At 55.8% G+C, this 17,763-nt stretch carries 20 protein-coding genes; 12 read left to right on the forward strand and 8 right to left on the reverse strand.

Annotated features, from left to right (window positions below; translation table 11 throughout):
• Positions 1 to 22 precede the first annotated feature (22 nt).
• Together OTG14_RS00500 and acpH are read right to left on the reverse strand one after the other, a co-directional pair.
• The gene (locus tag OTG14_RS00500) at positions 23 to 625 is read right to left on the reverse strand and encodes a peroxiredoxin (RefSeq protein WP_008503347.1); all 603 of its coding nucleotides are present in this window, start codon (positions 623 to 625) and stop codon (positions 23 to 25) included.
• Between the two features lie 127 nt (positions 626 to 752).
• On the reverse strand, positions 753 to 1,334 hold the full coding sequence (gene acpH / locus OTG14_RS00505) for an ACP phosphodiesterase (RefSeq protein ID WP_024906800.1): 582 nt from the start codon (positions 1,332 to 1,334) through the stop codon (positions 753 to 755).
• 92 nt (positions 1,335 to 1,426) lie between these two features.
• Here acpH and queA point away from each other — a divergent pair, with 92 nt between their 5' ends.
• From queA to OTG14_RS00540, 7 genes are all read left to right on the forward strand, one after another.
• Positions 1,427 to 2,497 (forward strand): tRNA preQ1(34) S-adenosylmethionine ribosyltransferase-isomerase QueA, encoded by a 1,071-nt coding sequence (gene queA, locus OTG14_RS00510; protein WP_267214441.1) that lies wholly within the window; start codon positions 1,427 to 1,429, stop codon positions 2,495 to 2,497.
• 53 nt (positions 2,498 to 2,550) lie between these two features.
• Positions 2,551 to 3,678: a tRNA guanosine(34) transglycosylase Tgt gene (tgt, locus tag OTG14_RS00515; RefSeq protein ID WP_267214442.1), complete on the forward strand. Its 1,128-nt coding sequence runs from the start codon at positions 2,551 to 2,553 to the stop codon at positions 3,676 to 3,678.
• A gap of 22 nt (positions 3,679 to 3,700) precedes the next feature.
• Complete coding sequence (gene yajC / locus OTG14_RS00520; protein WP_003859109.1) at positions 3,701 to 4,033, forward strand: preprotein translocase subunit YajC; 333 nt, start codon at positions 3,701 to 3,703, stop codon at positions 4,031 to 4,033.
• 27 nt (positions 4,034 to 4,060) lie between these two features.
• Positions 4,061 to 5,908: a protein translocase subunit SecD gene (gene secD, locus OTG14_RS00525; RefSeq protein WP_071995326.1), complete on the forward strand. Its 1,848-nt coding sequence runs from the start codon at positions 4,061 to 4,063 to the stop codon at positions 5,906 to 5,908.
• A gap of 10 nt (positions 5,909 to 5,918) precedes the next feature.
• Entirely contained in the window at positions 5,919 to 6,890 is a 972-nt protein-coding gene (secF, locus tag OTG14_RS00530; protein ID WP_024906803.1) for a protein translocase subunit SecF, read from the forward strand.
• 142 nt (positions 6,891 to 7,032) lie between these two features.
• Positions 7,033 to 7,398: a VOC family protein gene (locus OTG14_RS00535; protein ID WP_032646150.1), complete on the forward strand. Its 366-nt coding sequence runs from the start codon at positions 7,033 to 7,035 to the stop codon at positions 7,396 to 7,398.
• Positions 7,399 to 7,412: 14 nt separating this feature from the next.
• Positions 7,413 to 8,093: a helix-turn-helix transcriptional regulator gene (locus OTG14_RS00540; RefSeq protein ID WP_048992545.1), complete on the forward strand. Its 681-nt coding sequence runs from the start codon at positions 7,413 to 7,415 to the stop codon at positions 8,091 to 8,093.
• A gap of 88 nt (positions 8,094 to 8,181) precedes the next feature.
• Here OTG14_RS00540 and OTG14_RS00545 read toward each other — a convergent pair whose 3' ends face one another.
• Entirely contained in the window at positions 8,182 to 9,045 is an 864-nt protein-coding gene (locus OTG14_RS00545; RefSeq protein ID WP_024906806.1) for a nucleoside-specific channel-forming protein Tsx, read from the reverse strand.
• A gap of 267 nt (positions 9,046 to 9,312) precedes the next feature.
• The gene (locus tag OTG14_RS00550) at positions 9,313 to 9,852 is read right to left on the reverse strand and encodes a SadB/YajI family lipoprotein (protein ID WP_267214443.1); all 540 of its coding nucleotides are present in this window, start codon (positions 9,850 to 9,852) and stop codon (positions 9,313 to 9,315) included.
• A gap of 152 nt (positions 9,853 to 10,004) precedes the next feature.
• On the opposite strand from OTG14_RS00550, the gene nrdR reads away from it, so the two are divergent.
• From nrdR to thiL, 5 genes are all read left to right on the forward strand, one after another.
• Positions 10,005 to 10,454, forward strand: coding sequence for a transcriptional regulator NrdR (gene nrdR / locus OTG14_RS00555; RefSeq protein ID WP_008503337.1), 450 nt, complete (start codon positions 10,005 to 10,007; stop codon positions 10,452 to 10,454).
• A gap of 4 nt (positions 10,455 to 10,458) precedes the next feature.
• Entirely contained in the window at positions 10,459 to 11,562 is a 1,104-nt protein-coding gene (ribD, locus tag OTG14_RS00560) for a bifunctional diaminohydroxyphosphoribosylaminopyrimidine deaminase/5-amino-6-(5-phosphoribosylamino)uracil reductase RibD (RefSeq protein WP_090418042.1), read from the forward strand.
• A gap of 87 nt (positions 11,563 to 11,649) precedes the next feature.
• Positions 11,650 to 12,120 carry a 6,7-dimethyl-8-ribityllumazine synthase gene (ribH, locus tag OTG14_RS00565; protein WP_006176874.1) on the forward strand — a complete coding sequence of 157 codons (471 nt, stop codon included), beginning with the start codon at positions 11,650 to 11,652 and terminating at the stop codon, positions 12,118 to 12,120.
• A gap of 21 nt (positions 12,121 to 12,141) precedes the next feature.
• The gene (gene nusB, locus OTG14_RS00570; RefSeq protein ID WP_024906809.1) at positions 12,142 to 12,561 is read left to right on the forward strand and encodes a transcription antitermination factor NusB; all 420 of its coding nucleotides are present in this window, start codon (positions 12,142 to 12,144) and stop codon (positions 12,559 to 12,561) included.
• 77 nt (positions 12,562 to 12,638) lie between these two features.
• The gene (gene thiL / locus OTG14_RS00575) at positions 12,639 to 13,610 is read left to right on the forward strand and encodes a thiamine-phosphate kinase (RefSeq protein ID WP_248163482.1); all 972 of its coding nucleotides are present in this window, start codon (positions 12,639 to 12,641) and stop codon (positions 13,608 to 13,610) included.
• A 54-nt stretch (positions 13,611 to 13,664) separates the two neighbouring features.
• Here the strand turns inward: thiL and OTG14_RS00580 are convergent, their stop codons facing one another.
• The 4 genes from OTG14_RS00580 to xseB form a co-directional block, all read right to left on the reverse strand.
• A complete protein-coding gene (locus OTG14_RS00580) occupies positions 13,665 to 14,639 on the reverse strand; it encodes an aldo/keto reductase (RefSeq protein ID WP_048992550.1) in 975 nt (324 codons plus the stop codon).
• A 64-nt stretch (positions 14,640 to 14,703) separates the two neighbouring features.
• Positions 14,704 to 16,566 (reverse strand): 1-deoxy-D-xylulose-5-phosphate synthase, encoded by a 1,863-nt coding sequence (gene dxs, locus OTG14_RS00585; RefSeq protein ID WP_024906812.1) that lies wholly within the window; start codon positions 16,564 to 16,566, stop codon positions 14,704 to 14,706.
• Between the two features lie 24 nt (positions 16,567 to 16,590).
• Positions 16,591 to 17,490 (reverse strand): (2E,6E)-farnesyl diphosphate synthase, encoded by a 900-nt coding sequence (ispA, locus tag OTG14_RS00590; protein ID WP_248272979.1) that lies wholly within the window; start codon positions 17,488 to 17,490, stop codon positions 16,591 to 16,593.
• Entirely contained in the window at positions 17,491 to 17,733 is a 243-nt protein-coding gene (xseB, locus tag OTG14_RS00595) for an exodeoxyribonuclease VII small subunit (RefSeq protein WP_008503331.1), read from the reverse strand.
• Between the last annotated feature and the right edge of the window lie 30 nt (positions 17,734 to 17,763).

Raw genomic sequence — 17,763 nt, forward strand, 5'->3', positions numbered from 1 at the left:
CCTTTCTCGTAAACCGTGCCGATTACAGGCTGGATACGTTCTCAGACAGGTATTTAGCCACGCCGTCTGGGGAAGCAGCCATACCTTCTTTACCTTTTTCCCACTGAGCCGGGCACACTTCGCCGTGCTCTTCGTGGAACTGCAGCGCGTCAACCATGCGCAGCATTTCGTCGATGTTACGACCCAGCGGCAGATCGTTCACAACCTGGTGACGAACGATGCCGTTCGCGTCGATCAGGAAGGAACCGCGCAGCGCAACGCCAGCGTCCGGATGTTCGATACCGTAAGCCTGCTGGATTTCGCGTTTGATGTCCGCAACCATTGCGTATTTCACCGCACCGATGCCGCCTTTGTCGACAGGGGTGTTACGCCATGCGTTGTGTACAAATTCAGAGTCGAAGGAGACGCCAACAACTTCCACGCCACGCTTCTGGAATTCTTCATAACGTTTGTCGAAAGCGATCAGCTCAGACGGGCAAACGAAAGTGAAGTCCATTGGCCAGAAGAACAGAACGGTCGCTTTACCGTTGGTGTGCTGTTTGAAGTTGAAGTTTTCAACGATTTCACCGTTGCCCAGAACTGCTGCAGCTGTAAAATCCGGAGCCGGACGAGTTACCAGAACCATATGATTCTCCTGTAGATACTAAGGTTATTTGGAACGCAACGCGAGCCAGTATAGAGAGTGTTCATGGATAAGACAAAGAGGTGGTGACAATCGTTCCGCCAGCTTTTACCTATCAATCCAATCTCCATTAAAGTTGTTTGTTTTTCGCCTGCGCCATCATGCGCGGGTAAAACTGCCAGAATCGGGTCTCCAGCGCATCGTAATGTTCATCCAGGTCATACCAGGAATCCCGCAGCGCATCCAGCCGCGGGCGACGGCTCGCCATCCCATTCAACACGTTCTGGATAAAGTCCATCTCGCGATAGCGCTCCAGCCAGCGTTCCGACCACAGATAGTTATTCAGATTCACAAAGCGCGGCGGCGAGTCGGGCAGAATAATCGACACCTGCTGGTGGGCATAGCGCACAAACGCCGGCAGCGGCATCTCCGGCGACAGCTGTTCCCAGTGGCGCGACAGGAAGTGATCCCACATCACGTCGAGCGTGATCGGGGCAACGCGGCGCGTTTCAGGGCGGAACCAGGCTTTGGCTTCCGTCACTTCCGGCAGCTTATCCGTCAGCACGTCGATGCGGCGGTGCATAAAAATCCCGTCGACAACCTCAGGGGAGTAGTCTTCTGCGGGATTACCGCGTACGAAATCGGCCAGCAAATTGCCCGAGAGGGAGCTGTCAGCAAGGTGCGCGAGATGCAGGTGAGCGAGAAAATTCATGCGTTTTATTTGTCCGGGGGCGGCTAGTTGTTGCAGCAAAAGGGTGTGAGCACTAGACTATGCCGCCTGTTTTTAAGTCACGAGTATACGTCATGCGCGTCGCCGATTTCTCCTTTGAACTACCTGAATCCCTGATTGCTCACTATCCCATGCCTGAGCGCAGCAGCTGTCGCTTACTGTCACTGGATGGGCCAACGGGCGAGCTGACGCACGGTACTTTCACCGATTTGCTCGACAAGCTCAACCCTGGCGATCTGCTGGTCTTTAACGATACCCGCGTGATCCCGGCGCGCCTGTTTGGCCGTAAAGCCAGCGGCGGTAAGATTGAAGTGCTGGTCGAACGTATGCTCGATGATAAACGTATTCTGGCACATATTCGCGCTTCTAAGGCGCCGAAGCCGGGCGCGGAGCTGCTGCTGGGCGATGATGAGAGCATCAAGGCGACCATGACCGCGCGCCACGACGCGCTGTTCGAGGTGGAGTTCAACGACGAGCGCACGGTGCTTGATATCCTGAACGCCATCGGTCACATGCCGCTGCCGCCATATATTGAGCGTCCGGACGAAGAGGCCGACCGCGAGCTGTACCAGACCGTCTACAGCCAGAAACCGGGTGCCGTCGCTGCGCCGACCGCGGGCCTGCATTTTGATGAGCCGCTGCTGGAAAAACTGCGTGCGAAGGGCGTGGAGATGGCGTTCGTGACGCTGCACGTCGGCGCGGGGACCTTCCAGCCGGTGCGCGTGGACAGCATTGAAGACCACATCATGCACTCTGAGTATGCTGAAGTGCCTCAGGACGTGGTGGACGCGGTGCTGGCGGCGAAAGCGCGCGGTAGCCGCGTCGTGGCGGTCGGGACGACGTCTGTGCGCTCGCTGGAGAGCGCCGCGCAGGCGGCGAAAAACGATCTTATCGAGCCGTTCTTTGGCGATACGCAGATCTTTATCTACCCGGGCTACCAGTACAAAGTGATTGACGCGCTGGTGACCAACTTCCATCTGCCTGAATCGACGCTGATTATGCTGGTTTCCGCGTTCGCGGGCTATCAGCATACGATGAATGCCTACAAGTCTGCGGTAGAACAAAAATATCGCTTTTTTAGCTACGGGGACGCGATGTTTATCACGTACAATCCGCTGGCTTTGAATGAGCGTGTCGGGGAATAAGTCCGCGGCACCGTTTTACAACGTTGGACTGTTTTTCTGACGTCGGAGAAAAAATGAAATTTGAACTCGATACCACCGACGGTCGCGCGCGTCGCGGTCGCCTGGTGTTTGATCGCGGCGTGGTGGAAACCCCCGCGTTTATGCCTGTGGGCACGTACGGCACCGTAAAAGGGATGACGCCGGAAGAAGTAGAAGCCACTGGCGCACAGATTATCCTCGGCAACACCTTCCACCTGTGGCTGCGTCCGGGTCAGGAGATCATGAAGCTCCACGGCGATCTGCACGATTTCATGCAGTGGAAAGGCCCCATCCTGACCGATTCCGGTGGCTTCCAGGTCTTCAGCCTGGGCGATATCCGCAAGATCACCGAGCAGGGCGTACACTTCCGTAACCCGATCAACGGCGATCCGATTTTCCTCGATCCCGAAAAGTCGATGGAGATTCAGTACGATCTCGGCTCTGACATTGTGATGATCTTCGACGAATGTACTCCGTACCCGGCGGACTGGGACTACGCAAAACGCTCTATGGAGATGTCCCTGCGCTGGGCGAAGCGTAGCCGTGACCGTTTTGACTCTCTGCAGAACAAAAATGCGCTGTTCGGCATTATCCAGGGCAGCGTTTACGAAGATTTACGCGATATCTCTGTTAAAGGTCTGGTAGAGATAGGTTTTGATGGCTACGCTGTCGGCGGTTTGGCTGTGGGTGAGCCGAAGGAAGACATGCACCGTATTCTGGAACATGTCTGCCCGCAAATCCCGGCGGATAAACCACGATACCTGATGGGCGTGGGTAAACCAGAAGATCTGGTTGAAGGCGTAAGCCGCGGCATTGATATGTTTGACTGCGTCATGCCAACCCGTAACGCGCGTAACGGCCACTTGTTCGTTACCGATGGCGTGGTGAAAATCCGTAACGCGAAGCATAAGAGTGACACCAGCCCGCTCGATTCCGAGTGCGATTGCTATACCTGTCGCAATTATTCTCGCGCGTATCTGCATCATCTCGATCGTTGTAACGAGATTTTGGGCGCGCGTCTCAATACCATTCATAATCTTCGTTATTATCAGCGCTTAATGGCTGGTTTACGTAAGGCTATCGAAGAGGGTAAATTAGAGAGCTTCGTGACCGATTTCTACCAACGTCAGGGGCGGGATGTTCCACCGTTGAACGTTGATTAATTTTAATAATGAGGGAATTTGAATGAGCTTTTTTATTTCTGATGCGGTAGCGGCAACAGGTGCTCCAGCGCAGGGCAGCCCGATGTCTCTGATTCTGATGCTGGTTGTGTTCGGTCTGATCTTCTACTTCATGATCCTGCGTCCACAGCAGAAGCGCACCAAAGAGCACAAAAACCTGATGAACTCCATTGCGAAAGGCGATGAAGTACTGACTAACGGTGGTCTGGTCGGTCGCGTAACCAAAGTGGCTGAAAACGGCTACATTGCTATCGCCCTGAACGACACCACTGAAGTGGTCATCAAACGTGACTTCGTAGCTGCCGTTCTGCCGAAAGGCACCATGAAGGCGCTGTAATCCCAACTTTTCCCAAAGGGAACTGCCGTGTTAAACCGTTATCCTTTGTGGAAGTACATCATGCTGGTCGTCGTGATTCTCGTCGGCCTGCTGTACGCGCTTCCCAACCTGTATGGTGAGGATCCGGCTGTTCAAATCACTGGCGCGCGCGGTGTCGCCGCCAGTGAGCAAACGCTGATCCAGGTCCAGAAAACGTTACAAGAAGAAAAAATTACCGCTAAGTCTGTGGCTCTGGAAGAGGGGGCAATTCTTGCTCGCTTCGACACCACCGACACGCAGCTCCGCGCTCGCGAAGCGCTGATGGGCGTGCTGGGTGACAAATACGTCGTGGCGCTTAACCTTGCACCTGCAACCCCGCGTTGGCTGGCTGCGATGAAAGCAGAGCCAATGAAACTCGGTCTTGACCTGCGTGGCGGCGTTCACTTCCTGATGGAAGTGGATATGGATACCGCGCTTGGCAAGCTGCAGGAACAGAATATCGACAGCCTGCGCAGCGATCTGCGTGATAAAGGCATCGCTTACACCACCGTGCGTAAAGAAGATAATTACGGCATGAGCATCACGTTCCGCGACAGTGCGGCGCGCGATCAGGCTGTAGATTACCTGACCCAACGTCACCGTGACCTGGTCATCACCTCTCAGGGCAGCAACCAGCTGCGCGCGGTGATGACCGATGCGCGTCTGAAAGAAGCGCGTGAATATGCCGTTCAGCAGAACATCAACATTCTGCGTAACCGTGTAAACCAACTGGGCGTGGCTGAGCCGCTGGTACAGCGTCAGGGTGCTGACCGTATCGTGGTTGAACTGCCGGGTATCCAGGACACTGCACGTGCGAAAGAGATTCTGGGTGCGACCGCAACCCTGGAATTCCGTCTGGTCAATTCCAACGTCGATCAGTCCGCTGCAGCCGCAGGGCGTATTCCGGGTGACTCCGAAGTGAAACAGACTCGCGAAGGTCAGCCAGTTGTGCTGTACAAACGCGTGATTCTGACCGGTGATCACATCACCGACTCCACGTCGAGCCAGGACGAATACAACCAGCCGCAGGTTAACATCTCGCTGGATAGCGCGGGTGGTAACATCATGTCTAACTTCACCAAGGACAACATCGGCAAGCCGATGGCGACCCTGTTCGTGGAGTACAAAGACAGCGGTAAGAAAGATGCAAACGGTCGTGCGGTGCTGGTGAAAGAGGAAGAGGTGATTAACATCGCCAACATCCAGTCTCGTCTGGGTAACAGCTTCCGCATTACCGGTATTAGCAACCCGAACGAAGCGCGTCAGCTCTCCCTGCTGCTGCGTGCCGGTGCGCTGATTGCGCCAATTCAGATTGTTGAAGAGCGTACCATTGGACCAACACTGGGTATGCAAAACATCCAGCAGGGTCTGGAAGCGTGTCTGGCCGGTCTGGTGGTCTCTATCCTCTTCATGATCTTCTTCTATAAGAAGTTTGGTCTGATTGCGACCTCCGCGCTGATCGCCAACCTGGTGCTGATCATCGGCATTATGTCCCTGCTGCCGGGGGCGACGCTGACCATGCCGGGTATTGCGGGTATCGTCCTGACCCTTGCGGTGGCGGTCGACGCCAACGTACTGATTAACGAACGTATCAAAGAAGAGTTGAGCAACGGTCGCTCTATTCAGCAGGCGATTGATGAAGGCTATAAAGGGGCGTTCAGCTCCATCTTCGATGCGAACGTAACAACACTGATTAAGGTTCTTATCCTGTATGCAGTGGGTACTGGCGCGATCAAAGGCTTTGCGATTACAACCGGTATCGGTGTCGCAACGTCAATGTTTACCGCTATTGTCGGCACCCGTGCCATCGTGAACCTGCTGTACGGCGGCAAGCGCGTCAAAAAGCTGTCTATCTGAGGAGTGCGTTGTGGCACAGGAATATACTGTTGAACAATTGAACCACGGCCGTAAAGTCTGGGACTTTATGCGCTGGGACTACTGGGCCTTCGGCATTTCAGGTTTCCTGCTGATTCTGTCCATCGTCATTATGGGCGTGAAAGGCTTTAACTGGGGTCTCGATTTCACCGGTGGTACGGTTATCGAGATCTCCCTGGAAAAACCGGTCGATATGGACCAGATGCGCCTGTCTCTGCAGAAAGCGGGCTTTGAAGAGCCGCTGCTGCAGAACTTCGGCAGCAGCCGCGACATCATGGTGCGTATGCCGCCGGTGCACGATGCTAACGGCAGCCAGGAGCTGGGCAGTAAGGTTGTTAGCGTGATTAACGAAACAACCAGCCAGAACGCGGCGGTTAAGCGTATTGAGTTCGTCGGCCCAAGCGTGGGTGCTGACCTGGCCCAGACCGGCGCGATGGCGCTGCTGGTGGCGCTGATCTCCATCCTGGTATACGTCGGTTTCCGCTTTGAGTGGCGACTGGCGGCCGGTGTGGTTATCGCCCTGGCGCACGACGTGGTGATCACCATGGGCATACTGTCGCTGTTCCACATTGAGATTGACCTGACGATTGTGGCATCCCTGATGTCCGTTATCGGTTACTCACTGAACGACAGTATCGTGGTTTCTGACCGTATCCGTGAAAACTTCCGTAAGATCCGTCGCGGTACGCCGTACGAAATCTTTAACGTGTCGTTGACCCAGACGCTGCACCGTACCTTGATCACCTCCGGTACCACATTGATGGTGATCCTGATGCTGTTCCTCTTCGGTGGTCCGGTACTGGAAGGCTTCTCGCTGACCATGCTGATTGGTGTCACCATCGGTACTGCATCGTCTATCTACGTTGCATCTGCACTGGCTCTGAAACTCGGCATGAAGCGCGAGCACCTGCTCCAGCAGAAAGTTGAGAAAGAAGGGGCGGATCAGCCGTCCATTCTGCCGTAAAGCGACGTTTAGCGCGTTATCGAAATCCCGGTCTGTTGACCGGGATTTTTTTTATCTGCTCCTGACAAACACTCCTGACAGTATGCTGTCAGGAGCCCTGTCGTAGACTCTTTTCGAACCCAAACAAGAGTCAGGAGGATGTATGAAAAGCGTAATTAACTGGTTTGAAATTCCGGTCACGGATATGGATCGCGCTATCAAATTTTATGAGCCAGTGATGCAGCTCGCGCTGCGTCGCGAGAAAATGGACTGCGCTGAGCTGGCCGTTTTCCCACATGAGGATCCGGGTACCGGCGGGGCTCTGGCAAAATTTGACGGCGTTACACCGTCTTTGCAGGGCGCTATTATTTACCTGCATACTGACAATCTGGCGGCCACGCTCGATCGCATCGCCTCTGCGGGCGGCGAGTGCGTGTTTGGCCCGCTGGAACTGCCGCATGGCATTGGCACTATCGCATTGTTTACCGACAGCGAGGGTAACCGCGTCGGCCTCCATCAACCTGCCTGAGAACGGAATAATATATGACCCGACGCGCTGACCGTTTGTTTCAGATTGTGCAGATCCTGCGGGGCAGGCGTCTGACAACGGCAGCGCATCTGGCGGACCGGCTTGGCGTGTCCGAGCGCACGGTCTACCGCGATATCCGCGACCTGTCGCTTTCCGGTGTGCCGGTGGAAGGTGAGGCAGGGAGCGGATATCGGCTGATGTCGGGTTTTGACCTGCCGCCGCTGATGCTGACAAATAAGGAATCTGAGGCGCTGATCGTCGCGATTCGCCTGCTCAAAACCTGGGGAGGCGAATCGCTGTCGCGCGAGCTGGAGTCGGCTCAGGAAAAGGTGCTGGCTATCCTGCCCGAGGAGAGTCGTCGAAAGGCGGAGCAGACGCGGATCTACGCCCCGGATTTTTGCATGCAAAGCCACTCCCGCAGCGACTTTGACAGGATTCATCAGGCGATTTCCGCCCAACAGGTGCTGGCGCTGCATTACCGTGATGAAGCAGGACAGCTGTCTAATCGTGAGGTTCAGCCGCTGGGGCTGTTCTTCTGGGGAGAGCGCTGGCTGCTGGCGGCGTGGTGTGAACGGCGCGATGACTATCGCTGTTTCCGGCTCGACCGGTGCCTCAATATTGTGACTACGGAAAGGAGGTTTAGCGAAAGTGCGGACAGGTCTCTGGCAGATTTTTTGCGGAAGGTTAAGCAGTAAAAAGCCGGGTGGCGGCTACGCCTTACCCGGCCTGCATTCGGATCGTTGGCCCGGTAAGCGTAGCGCCACCGGGCGAAACCCACACTGATTAGAAGTTGTAACCTACAACCAGGTAGCCACCCCAACCGGTTGATTTAGACGTGAAGTCACCCTCACCCCAGTTAACGGTATCCCCACCTTTCCACTGGCCGCCGTTATGGAAATAACGCGCGACGACAGAGTAGTGCCAGTGATCGTAGTTCAGGGCCAGAACGTGGCTGGACGCGATAGAGTTACTGGTACGGTTCTTGTCATCACCCAGATCTGAGCCCCAGTCGAAGTTGGTGAAGCCGATGTAGGTCAGCTGGCCACCCCAAACCTGAGTGATTGGCACAAAGTATTTTACTTTGAAACGGTAGCCATCCCACTCGTTTTCGTTTGAAGCGCCATAGTTCTGCCACTGGTATTTAGCATACACGTTCAGAGACAGGCCCATTGGCAGACCGGTATCGATATCTGTACCCAGACCCATGTACCAGGTGCTCTGACGGCTGCCTTTGTTATCGCCCATATCGTAGATATAGTTGTTGGCGAAATACCATTCTTTGAACGGACCAAAGCTCAGGTCGGTACCCGTCAGTTTATCAATAGAGAAACGCGGTTCGATTTCCATGAACAGCGGGGAACCGTCGGACCAGATACCTTTGTCGTTACCGTTACCCCAGTCAAAGGTCTTAGGAATATCGATATAGCCATAGAAATCAAACCAGTCTTTTTTAGCAAACGCTTCGTATTCCAGATAAACGTCGTTGTTCAGCTTCGGAGAAAAGCGCGTGTGGTAGCTGCCGACCACGTTAACGCTCTGGTGCCACCAGTCGGAGAGGTATTGTGGTTTATCGTTTTCCGCTGCGTTAACAGTGAAAGAGGAAGAAAGTGCCAGCACGGCGCCAGCTGCGAGTAATGTTTTTTTCATAATCATGCCACTGATTGAAATTCCCTTCCGGGAGTGAAAAATGCGCGAATTGCGTTTCTAAATATTTCGTGTTTCTGCGGTGCCTATTATAGGAATCCCTGCTCACAAAAATATGTGTTGTTTCACATATCTCTCACACGCGTAATCGATTGCGTTCACGTTTGCGTACTTTAAACGGCCGGGATTGTAGCGGCAATCATTTATGTTGCCAATCCATACGAAATGTAAATGTTAGCGGAGTGACATTTCACTCCGCTAAAAGAGGGGTTACTGAGCGGCGGGCTGGATATCGTGAATACGGATGAAACCTAACTGATCCGGAGTCAGTCCGTTAAGCTGCAGTGGAATGTCAACATCGCTCGGAGCCAGCACGCTGGCCGGTGCGGTGAACAGCTGACGATTAACATTCACCTCCCGGTAGCTCTCCGTGGTGCCCTGGATCTGTCCCCATTCGACGGTGCCGCTGAAGGCTGGCAACGGATCGTTGGATTCTCCCTGGATGCGTAATGTTGCGCGAGTACCATTTGCATTCGCCGCCACGTTCACCAGAGACATTTTCAGCGTGCCAATCTGACTATTGAGCCGCGCGGGCGTATTCGCCCCCGGTAGCAGATAAACCCCGCTGCTGGATTTAGCATTCAGCGCGTTTTGCTGGGTGATCTTCACCGTTTCTTTGTTCAGTTTGTCCATCGCCGTATTGAGCGTATTCACGCTCTGTTTCATCTGACGGACTTCGGTTTGCTGTGCACAGGCGCTAAGGGTGAAGAGGCTCCCCACCAGCAAAATTTTCAGGTAACGTCTTGTCATTGCGTTTATTTCCTTGAAATAACGGATCGTCCTAATGGTAGCCAGCATCATCGTGTCAGACATAGATCCTTTGTCTCAAAAAGCTCTTCCTTTGTTGTCAGGCCAGATCAGGGTAAAATGAAAATTAGTTAACCGGATAACAGGGATACCGTATGCATTGCCCATTCTGCTCCGCTGTGGATACCAAAGTCATCGACTCTCGTCTTGTGGGCGAAGGGTCATCCGTACGCCGTCGTCGGCAATGTCTGGTGTGCAACGAGCGTTTCACGACCTTTGAGGTTGCTGAGCTGGTAATGCCGCGCGTGGTAAAAAGCAACGACGTGCGCGAGCCGTTTAACGAAGAGAAACTGCGCAGTGGGATGCTGAAGGCCCTGGAAAAACGTCCCGTCAGCGCGGACGACGTTGAAATGGCGTTAAACCACATAAAATCTTACCTTCGTGGTTTGGGTGAGCGTGAAGTGCCGAGCAAAATGATCGGCAACCTGGTGATGGAGCAGCTGAAAAAGCTCGATAAGGTCGCCTATATCCGCTTCGCTTCGGTCTACCGCAGTTTCGAAGATATCAAAGAGTTTGGCGAAGAGATCGCCCGCTTACAGGATTAAGCTCATGCAGGATGAGATTTACATGGCGAGAGCCATGAAGCTGGCGCAGCGCGGTCGTTTTACTACCCATCCTAACCCGAACGTCGGGTGCGTTATCGTCAAAGATGGCGAGATCGTGGGGGAGGGGTTTCACTATCGTGCCGGCGAACCGCATGCTGAGGTTCATGCGCTGCGCATGGCCGGCGAGAAGGCGCGCGGTGCTACGGCCTACGTCACGCTGGAGCCCTGCAGCCATCACGGGCGTACGCCGCCGTGCTGCGAAGCGCTGATCGCGGCAGGTGTTTCGCGCGTGGTCGCATCGATGCAGGATCCGAATCCGCAGGTAGCCGGACGCGGTCTGTATCGCCTGCAGCAGGAAGGCATTGACGTCAGCCATGGCCTGATGATGCAGGACGCGGAAGCGCTCAACAAAGGCTTTCTGAAGCGCATGCGCACGGGGTTCCCGTATATTCAGCTCAAGCTGGGCGCCTCGCTGGACGGTCGTACGGCGATGGCAAACGGCGAAAGCCAGTGGATCACGTCGCCACAGGCAAGGCGCGATGTGCAACGTCTGCGCGCGCAAAGCCATGCTATTCTCACCAGCAGTGAAACCGTTCTGGCTGACGATCCGGCTATGACCGTGCGCTGGGACGAACTGAATGCCGATACCCAGGCGCTTTACCCGCAGGAGAACCTGCGTCAGCCGCTGCGTATTGTCATTGATAGCCAGAACCGGGTGACGCCGAAGCACCGCATCGTCCAGCAGCCGGGTGAAACCTGGATTGCCCGCACTAAAGAAGATACGCGCGAATGGCCGGAAGGCGTGCGCAGCATTATGGTGCCGGAGCATAACGGTCATCTGGATCTGGTGGTGCTGATGATGCTGCTCGGCAAGCAGCAGGTGAACAGCATCTGGGTCGAAGCCGGGCCAACGCTCGCCGGTGCGCTCTTACAGGCCGGACTGGTGGATGAACTGATTGTTTACGTTGCGCCTAAACTGTTAGGTCACGATGCGCGCGGCCTGTTTGTGCTGCCTGGCCTTGAAAAACTGGCCGACGCACCGCAACTCAAATTTAGCGAGATTCGTCCGGTAGGTCCGGATGTCTGCCTCCACTTAACGACAGCGTAATTGCTCCTGAAATAGGGAAGCAGTGCGCAAAGTATTATGATAAAATCCGCCCCCCTGCGGGGCCAAATGAACCCGTAAAGGAAGAGTATGAACATTATTGAAGCTGCTGTAGCTACCCCGGACGCTCGCGTCGCCATCACCATTGCGCGTTTCAACAACTTCATCAACGACAGCCTGCTGGAAGGTGCTATTGACGCCCTGAAACGTATCGGCCAGGTTAAAGATGACAATATTACCGTTGTTTGGGTTCCAGGCGCTTACGAACTGCCACTGGCGGCGGGCGCGCTGGCGAAAACCGGTAAATATGACGCGGTGATTGCACTGGGTACCGTTATTCGTGGCGGCACTGCGCACTTCGAATACGTTGCGGGCGGTGCAAGCAACGGTCTGGCACACGTTGCGCAGGATGCTGAAATTCCTGTCGCGTTCGGCGTGCTGACCACCGAAAGTATTGAACAAGCCATCGAACGTGCTGGCACCAAAGCCGGTAACAAAGGTGCAGAAGCTGCACTGACCGCGCTTGAAATGATCAATGTATTGAAAGCCATCAAGGCCTGATTTTTTTGTAAGGGGAATTCCGTGAAACCTGCTGCTCGTCGCCGCGCCCGTGAATGTGCCGTCCAGGCACTTTACTCCTGGCAGTTGTCCCAGAACGACATCTCTGATGTTGAATACCAGTTCCTGTCAGAACAGGACGTGAAAGACGTTGACGTTCTGTACTTCCGTGAACTGCTGTCGGGAGTGGCGACTAATAGCGCGTATCTCGATGGTCTGATGAAGCCTTACCTGTCCCGTCTGCTCGAAGAGCTGGGCCAGGTAGAAAAAGCAGTGTTGCGTATTGCGCTGTTTGAGCTGTCTAAACGTGATGATGTGCCGTATAAAGTGGCCATCAACGAAGCGATCGAACTGGCGAAAACCTTCGGCGCTGAAGACAGCCACAAGTTTGTAAACGGCGTACTTGATAAAGCAGCACCTGCGATCCGTCCCCACAAAAAGTGATCCGCAAACCGGAGTTCTGCATTGCCTGACGGGCAGTGCGGCTCCGGTTTTTTCTTTTATTTGCTGAGGCATAACGTATGGCATGCGGCGAATTCTCCCTGATTGCCCGTTATTTTGACCGTGTCAGAACCTCTCGTCTTGATGTTGAAACCGGCATTGGCGATGACTGTGCACTTCTCAATATTCCCGAAAAACAGACGCTGGCAATCAGCACCGACACCTTAGTGTGCGGCCGTCATTTCTTACCGGATATCGATCCTGCCGATCTGGCGTATAAAGCGCTGGCGGTGAACGTCAGCGATCTGGCCGCGATGGGTGCCGATCCTGCCTGGCTGACGCTGGCTTTGACCCTGCCAGAGGTGGATGAAGCATGGCTGGGTGCCTTTAGCGATGCGCTGTTTGAGCAGCTTAGCTACTACGATATGCAGCTGATTGGCGGTGATACCACTGCCGGTCCGCTGTCGATGACGCTGGCGATCCACGGCTTCGTGCCGCTTGGCCGCGCGCTGAAGCGCTCAGGCGCAAAACCCGGTGACTGGATCTACATGACCGGTACGCCGGGCGACAGTGCGGCAGGGCTGGCGATCCTTCAGAACCGTTTAACGGTTGAAGATGCTGATGATGCGGCATATCTGGTAAAACGCCATCTGCGGCCAACACCGCGTATCTTGCACGGCCAGGCGCTGCGCGAACGGGCGAGCTCGGCTATCGATCTCTCTGACGGGCTTATCTCGGACCTCGGCCATATTCTGAAGGCTAGCGGTGTCGGCGCGCGCGTTGACCTGGACCTGTTCCCGCTGTCTGAGCAACTGCTTCGCCATGTAGAGCCTGAGCTGGCCCTGCGCTGGGCGCTGTCCGGTGGTGAAGACTACGAACTGTGCTTCACGGTGCCTGAGCTCAATCGCGGAACGCTGGATGTGGCGTTAGCGCATCTCGGCGCGAAATTTACCTGCATCGGTCAGATCATGCCGGAGAGTGAAGGGCTGAAGTTTGTGAAAGACGGTGAGCCGGTTACGCTGGACTGGAAAGGGTACGATCACTTCGCGTGATGTTGTGCGCTCTGTATTGCCGGGTGGCGGCTCCGCCTTACCCGGCCTACGTGCTTACTTAAATCCTACCACCGGATGCTGCTGATACGGCGTCTCCAGCTCGGCAACCTGCTCCGGCGTCAGCGTGATATCCACCGCATTCAGCAGTTCGTCAAGCTGCTCTTCCCGGGATGTGCCGATAATCGGCGCCGCGACGCCGCGCTTGCCCAGCAGCCAGGCCAGCGCCACCTGGGCGCGGGTTGCACCGGTATCGTCGGCGATCCCGGCTAAACGTTCGGCAATTAGCGCATCGCTGGCTTCTGTACCACCATACAGATTTTTTCCCACTTCATCCGATACCAGACGGGCCGTGGTTTCTCCCCACGGACGGGTCAGACGACCGCGCGCCAGCGGGCTCCACGGGATCACCGCCACGCCCTCCTGATGGCACAGCGGCAACATCTCGCGCTCTTCTTCACGATAGATCAAGTTGTAGTGATCCTGCATGGTGACGAAGCGCGCCCAGCCGTGCTGCGCCTGGAGATCCAGCGCCTGAGCAAACTGCGACGCGTGCATAGACGACGCGCCGATGTAGCGTGCTTTACCGGCTTTGACCACGTCGTTCAGCGCTTCAAGCGTCTCCTCGACTGGCGTGTTGTAATCCCAGCGGTGAATTTGCAGCAGGTCTACGTAATCCATGTTCAGGCGCCTAAGGCTGTCATCAATGGAGCGCAGGATCTGTGCGCGAGAAAGTCCCTCAGCCAGGTCGCCTACCGGATAGTAGACCTTGGTGGCGACGACGATGTCATCACGACGGGCAAAATCGCGCAGGGCGCGGCCAACAATCTCCTCGCTGCTGCCGTCGGAGTAGCTGTTGGCGGTGTCAAAGAAGTTAATGCCGCCCTCGATGGCGCGTTTGATAATCGGACGGCTGCTCTCTTCCGGCAGCGTCCAGGCGTGGTTTCCCCGATCGGGTTCGCCAAAGGTCATGCATCCCAGACAAAGTCGGGAAACCTTAAGGTCCGTTTTTCCTAATGTTGTGTATTGCACGGTTCCGCTCCTGCTGTTTAAACACCAGGTTTAAGCATAGCAGGAGCGGAAAAGGGGGAAGGGGTCAGTCCAGCCAGCGGCGGATTTTAGCTTCGATACCGGCAGCGTCCAGGCCAATCGCCGCACGGGCTTCATCCTGGGTACCCTGAGGAATGAAATGATCCGGCAGGCCGAGGTTTAGCACCGGCACGGCTTTACGATTTGCCATCAGCACCTCGTTCACGCCGCTGCCCGCGCCGCCCATAATGGCGTTTTCTTCCAGCGTGACCAGCACGTCATGCGTCTCCGCCATACTCAGGATCAGCGATTCGTCGAGCGGTTTCACAAAGCGCATGTCCACCAGGGTGGCATTCAGCGCTTCAGCCGCTTTCGCCGCCTCTGGCATCAGCGTGCCGAAGTTCAGGATCGCCACTTTTTCACCGCGACGCTTCACCAGACCTTTACCGATCGGCAGTTTTTCCAGCGGCTGGAGCTCAACGCCCACCGCATTGCCGCGCGGGTAGCGAACGGCGCTTGGGCCATCCTGATAGTGGTAGCCGGTAAACAGCATCTGACGACATTCGTTCTCGTCGCTTGGCGTCATGACGACCATGTCCGGAATACAGCGCAGGAACGACAGGTCAAACGCGCCCTGGTGCGTCTGGCCGTCGGCACCGACGATGCCTGCACGATCGATAGCAAACAGCACCGGCAGCTTCTGAATCGCCACGTCGTGGATGACCTGATCGTAGGCGCGCTGCAGGAAGGTGGAATAGATGGCGACAACCGGCTTGTAGCCGCCAATGGCCAGGCCCGCCGCAAACGTCACCGCGTGCTGTTCGGCAATGGCAACGTCAAAATACTGGTCAGGGTATTTTCTGGAGAACTCCACCATGCCGGAGCCTTCACGCATGGCCGGGGTGATCGCCATCAGCTTGTTGTCTTTCGCGGCGGTTTCGCACAGCCAGTCGCCGAATATTTTTGAATAGCTCGGCATGCCGCCGCTGCTTTTTGGCAGACAGCCGCTGGACGGGTCAAATTTCGGTACCGCGTGGAAGGTGATCGGATCTTTTTCCGCCGGTTCGTAGCCACGCCCTTTTTTGGTCATGATGTGCAGGAACTGCGGGCCTTTCAGGTCGCGCATGTTCTTGAGCGTGGTCACCAGACCGAGCACGTCATGGCCGTCAACCGGGCCGATATAGTTAAAGCCCAGCTCTTCAAACAGGGTGCCCGGCACGACCATGCCTTTGATGTGTTCTTCGGTACGCTTGAGCAACTCTTTGATCGGCGGCACGCCGGAGAAGACTTTCTTGCCGCCTTCACGCAGCGAGGAGTAAAGCTTGCCGGAGAGCAGCTGCGCCAGATGGTTGTTCAGCGCGCCGACGTTCTCGGAAATCGACATTTCGTTATCGTTAAGGATAACCAGCATGTCCGGTTTGATGTCGCCCGCATGGTTCATGGCCTCAAAGGCCATACCGGCGGTGATGGCACCGTCGCCAATCACGCAGACGGTGCGGCGCTGCTTGTTCTCTTTTTCGGCGGCAACGGCAATCCCGATGCCCGCCGAAATGGAGGTAGAGGAGTGGCCAACGCTCAGCACGTCGTACTCGCTCTCACCGCGCCACGGGAACGGGTGCAGGCCGCCTTTCTGACGAATGGTGCCAATTTTATCGCGACGTCCGGTCAGAATTTTGTGCGGATAAGCCTGGTGGCCCACGTCCCAGATGAGCTGATCGAACGGCGTGTTATAGACATAGTGCAGCGCCACGGTCAGCTCTACCGTGCCAAGCCCGGAGGCGAAATGGCCGCTGGAGCGGCTAACGCTGTCGAGCAGGTAGCGACGCAGCTCGTCGCACAGCTTCGGCAGGCTCTCTTTCGGCAGCAGACGTAACTCCTGGGTGGAGTCAACTAACGCCAGTGTCGGGTATTTGGCAATATCAAAACTCATCAAAGGCTCATCGAGATATATAGTTTATTTATCACGCTGGATTATATAGTCCGCTAGCGCTTCCAGTGCCGAGGTATCCAGCGATTGCGCGGCCAGTTCATTTAGCGACTGGCGGGCATCGTCAATCAGATCCCGGGCTTTACGTTGGGCTTGCTCAAGGCCCAGCAGGGCGGGGTAGGTACTTTTGCCAAGCTGCTGGTCCGCACCCTGACGTTTACCCAATGTTGCAGTATCGCCCACCACATCCAGAATGTCATCCTGAACCTGGAATGCCAGACCGATACTTTCTGCGTAGCTGTCCAGAATCGGCAGGGCTTTGCGCCCTTGTTCACCCGCGCTCAGCGCGCCCAGGCGAACGGCGGAACGGATCAACGCCCCTGTTTTATGGCGATGAATACGCTCCAGCTGTTCCAGATTAACCTGACGTCCTTCCGCTTCAAGATCCAGCGCCTGTCCGCCGCACATGCCGGCTACGCCGCTGGCCATTGCCAGCTCGGAGATCATCGCCAGGCGGTCACGGTCAGCCACTTCCGCCATCGGCGCGTCGCTCAAAATCGAGAACGCCAGCGTTTGCAGGGCATCACCCGCCAGAATGGCATTCGCCTCGCCAAACTTGATATGGCAGGTGGGTTGACCCCGACGTAAATCGTCGTCGTCCATGGCCGGGAGATCGTCGTGGATCAGCGAGTAGGCATGGATGCACTCAACGGCGGCTGCCGGGGCGTCCAGCGTGTTATCGCTGATGCCAAACATATTGCCCGTGGCGTACACCAGGAACGGGCGCAGGCGCTTTCCACCCAAGAGTGCGCCATAGTGCATGGCTTCAACCAGTGGAGTGTTCTGAAAAGGCTGTGGCGCGATAAAACGGCGCAGGGCGTCGTTGGCGCGTACGACACGCGCCTGAAGCTCATTGGCAAAATCCATTTACTCGGCGTCCGGTGTGAAAGGCGTGGTTTTCGCGTCTTCGCTGTCGGAAAGCAGGATCTGCACGCGCTGCTCGGCCTGCTGCAGCTTGACCTGCCCCTGGCGCGCCAGCTGCACGCCACGCTCGAATTCGTTGAGCGCCTCTTCCAGCGGGAGATCGCCGCTCTCAAGGCGGGTAACAATTTGCTCCAGTTCACTCAGCGCAGTTTCGAAACTGGCCGGTGCGTCGTTCTTCTTCGGCATAGTGAATTGACTCTTATATTCTCAGCCCCG

Origin of the sequence: Enterobacter pseudoroggenkampii, from assembly GCF_026420145.1 — a bacterium.
GTDB lineage: Bacteria > Pseudomonadota > Gammaproteobacteria > Enterobacterales > Enterobacteriaceae > Enterobacter > Enterobacter pseudoroggenkampii.

Coding starts and splice junctions, on each gene's coding strand:
- tgt (WP_267214442.1), top strand. CDS start 2,551: ATGAAATTTGAACTCGATACCACCGACGGTCGCGCGCGTCGCGGTCGC.
- queA (WP_267214441.1), top strand. CDS start 1,427: ATGCGCGTCGCCGATTTCTCCTTTGAACTACCTGAATCCCTGATTGCT.
- thiL (WP_248163482.1), top strand. CDS start 12,639: ATGGCATGCGGCGAATTCTCCCTGATTGCCCGTTATTTTGACCGTGTC.
- yajC (WP_003859109.1), top strand. CDS start 3,701: ATGAGCTTTTTTATTTCTGATGCGGTAGCGGCAACAGGTGCTCCAGCG.
- OTG14_RS00540 (WP_048992545.1), top strand. CDS start 7,413: ATGACCCGACGCGCTGACCGTTTGTTTCAGATTGTGCAGATCCTGCGG.
- OTG14_RS00545 (WP_024906806.1), bottom strand. CDS start 9,045: ATGAAAAAAACATTACTCGCAGCTGGCGCCGTGCTGGCACTTTCTTCC.
- ribD (WP_090418042.1), top strand. CDS start 10,459: ATGCAGGATGAGATTTACATGGCGAGAGCCATGAAGCTGGCGCAGCGC.
- acpH (WP_024906800.1), bottom strand. CDS start 1,334: ATGAATTTTCTCGCTCACCTGCATCTCGCGCACCTTGCTGACAGCTCC.
- dxs (WP_024906812.1), bottom strand. CDS start 16,566: ATGAGTTTTGATATTGCCAAATACCCGACACTGGCGTTAGTTGACTCC.
- OTG14_RS00535 (WP_032646150.1), top strand. CDS start 7,033: ATGAAAAGCGTAATTAACTGGTTTGAAATTCCGGTCACGGATATGGAT.
- nrdR (WP_008503337.1), top strand. CDS start 10,005: ATGCATTGCCCATTCTGCTCCGCTGTGGATACCAAAGTCATCGACTCT.
- ispA (WP_248272979.1), bottom strand. CDS start 17,490: ATGGATTTTGCCAATGAGCTTCAGGCGCGTGTCGTACGCGCCAACGAC.
- OTG14_RS00550 (WP_267214443.1), bottom strand. CDS start 9,852: ATGACAAGACGTTACCTGAAAATTTTGCTGGTGGGGAGCCTCTTCACC.
- OTG14_RS00500 (WP_008503347.1), bottom strand. CDS start 625: ATGGTTCTGGTAACTCGTCCGGCTCCGGATTTTACAGCTGCAGCAGTT.
- ribH (WP_006176874.1), top strand. CDS start 11,650: ATGAACATTATTGAAGCTGCTGTAGCTACCCCGGACGCTCGCGTCGCC.
- xseB (WP_008503331.1), bottom strand. CDS start 17,733: ATGCCGAAGAAGAACGACGCACCGGCCAGTTTCGAAACTGCGCTGAGT.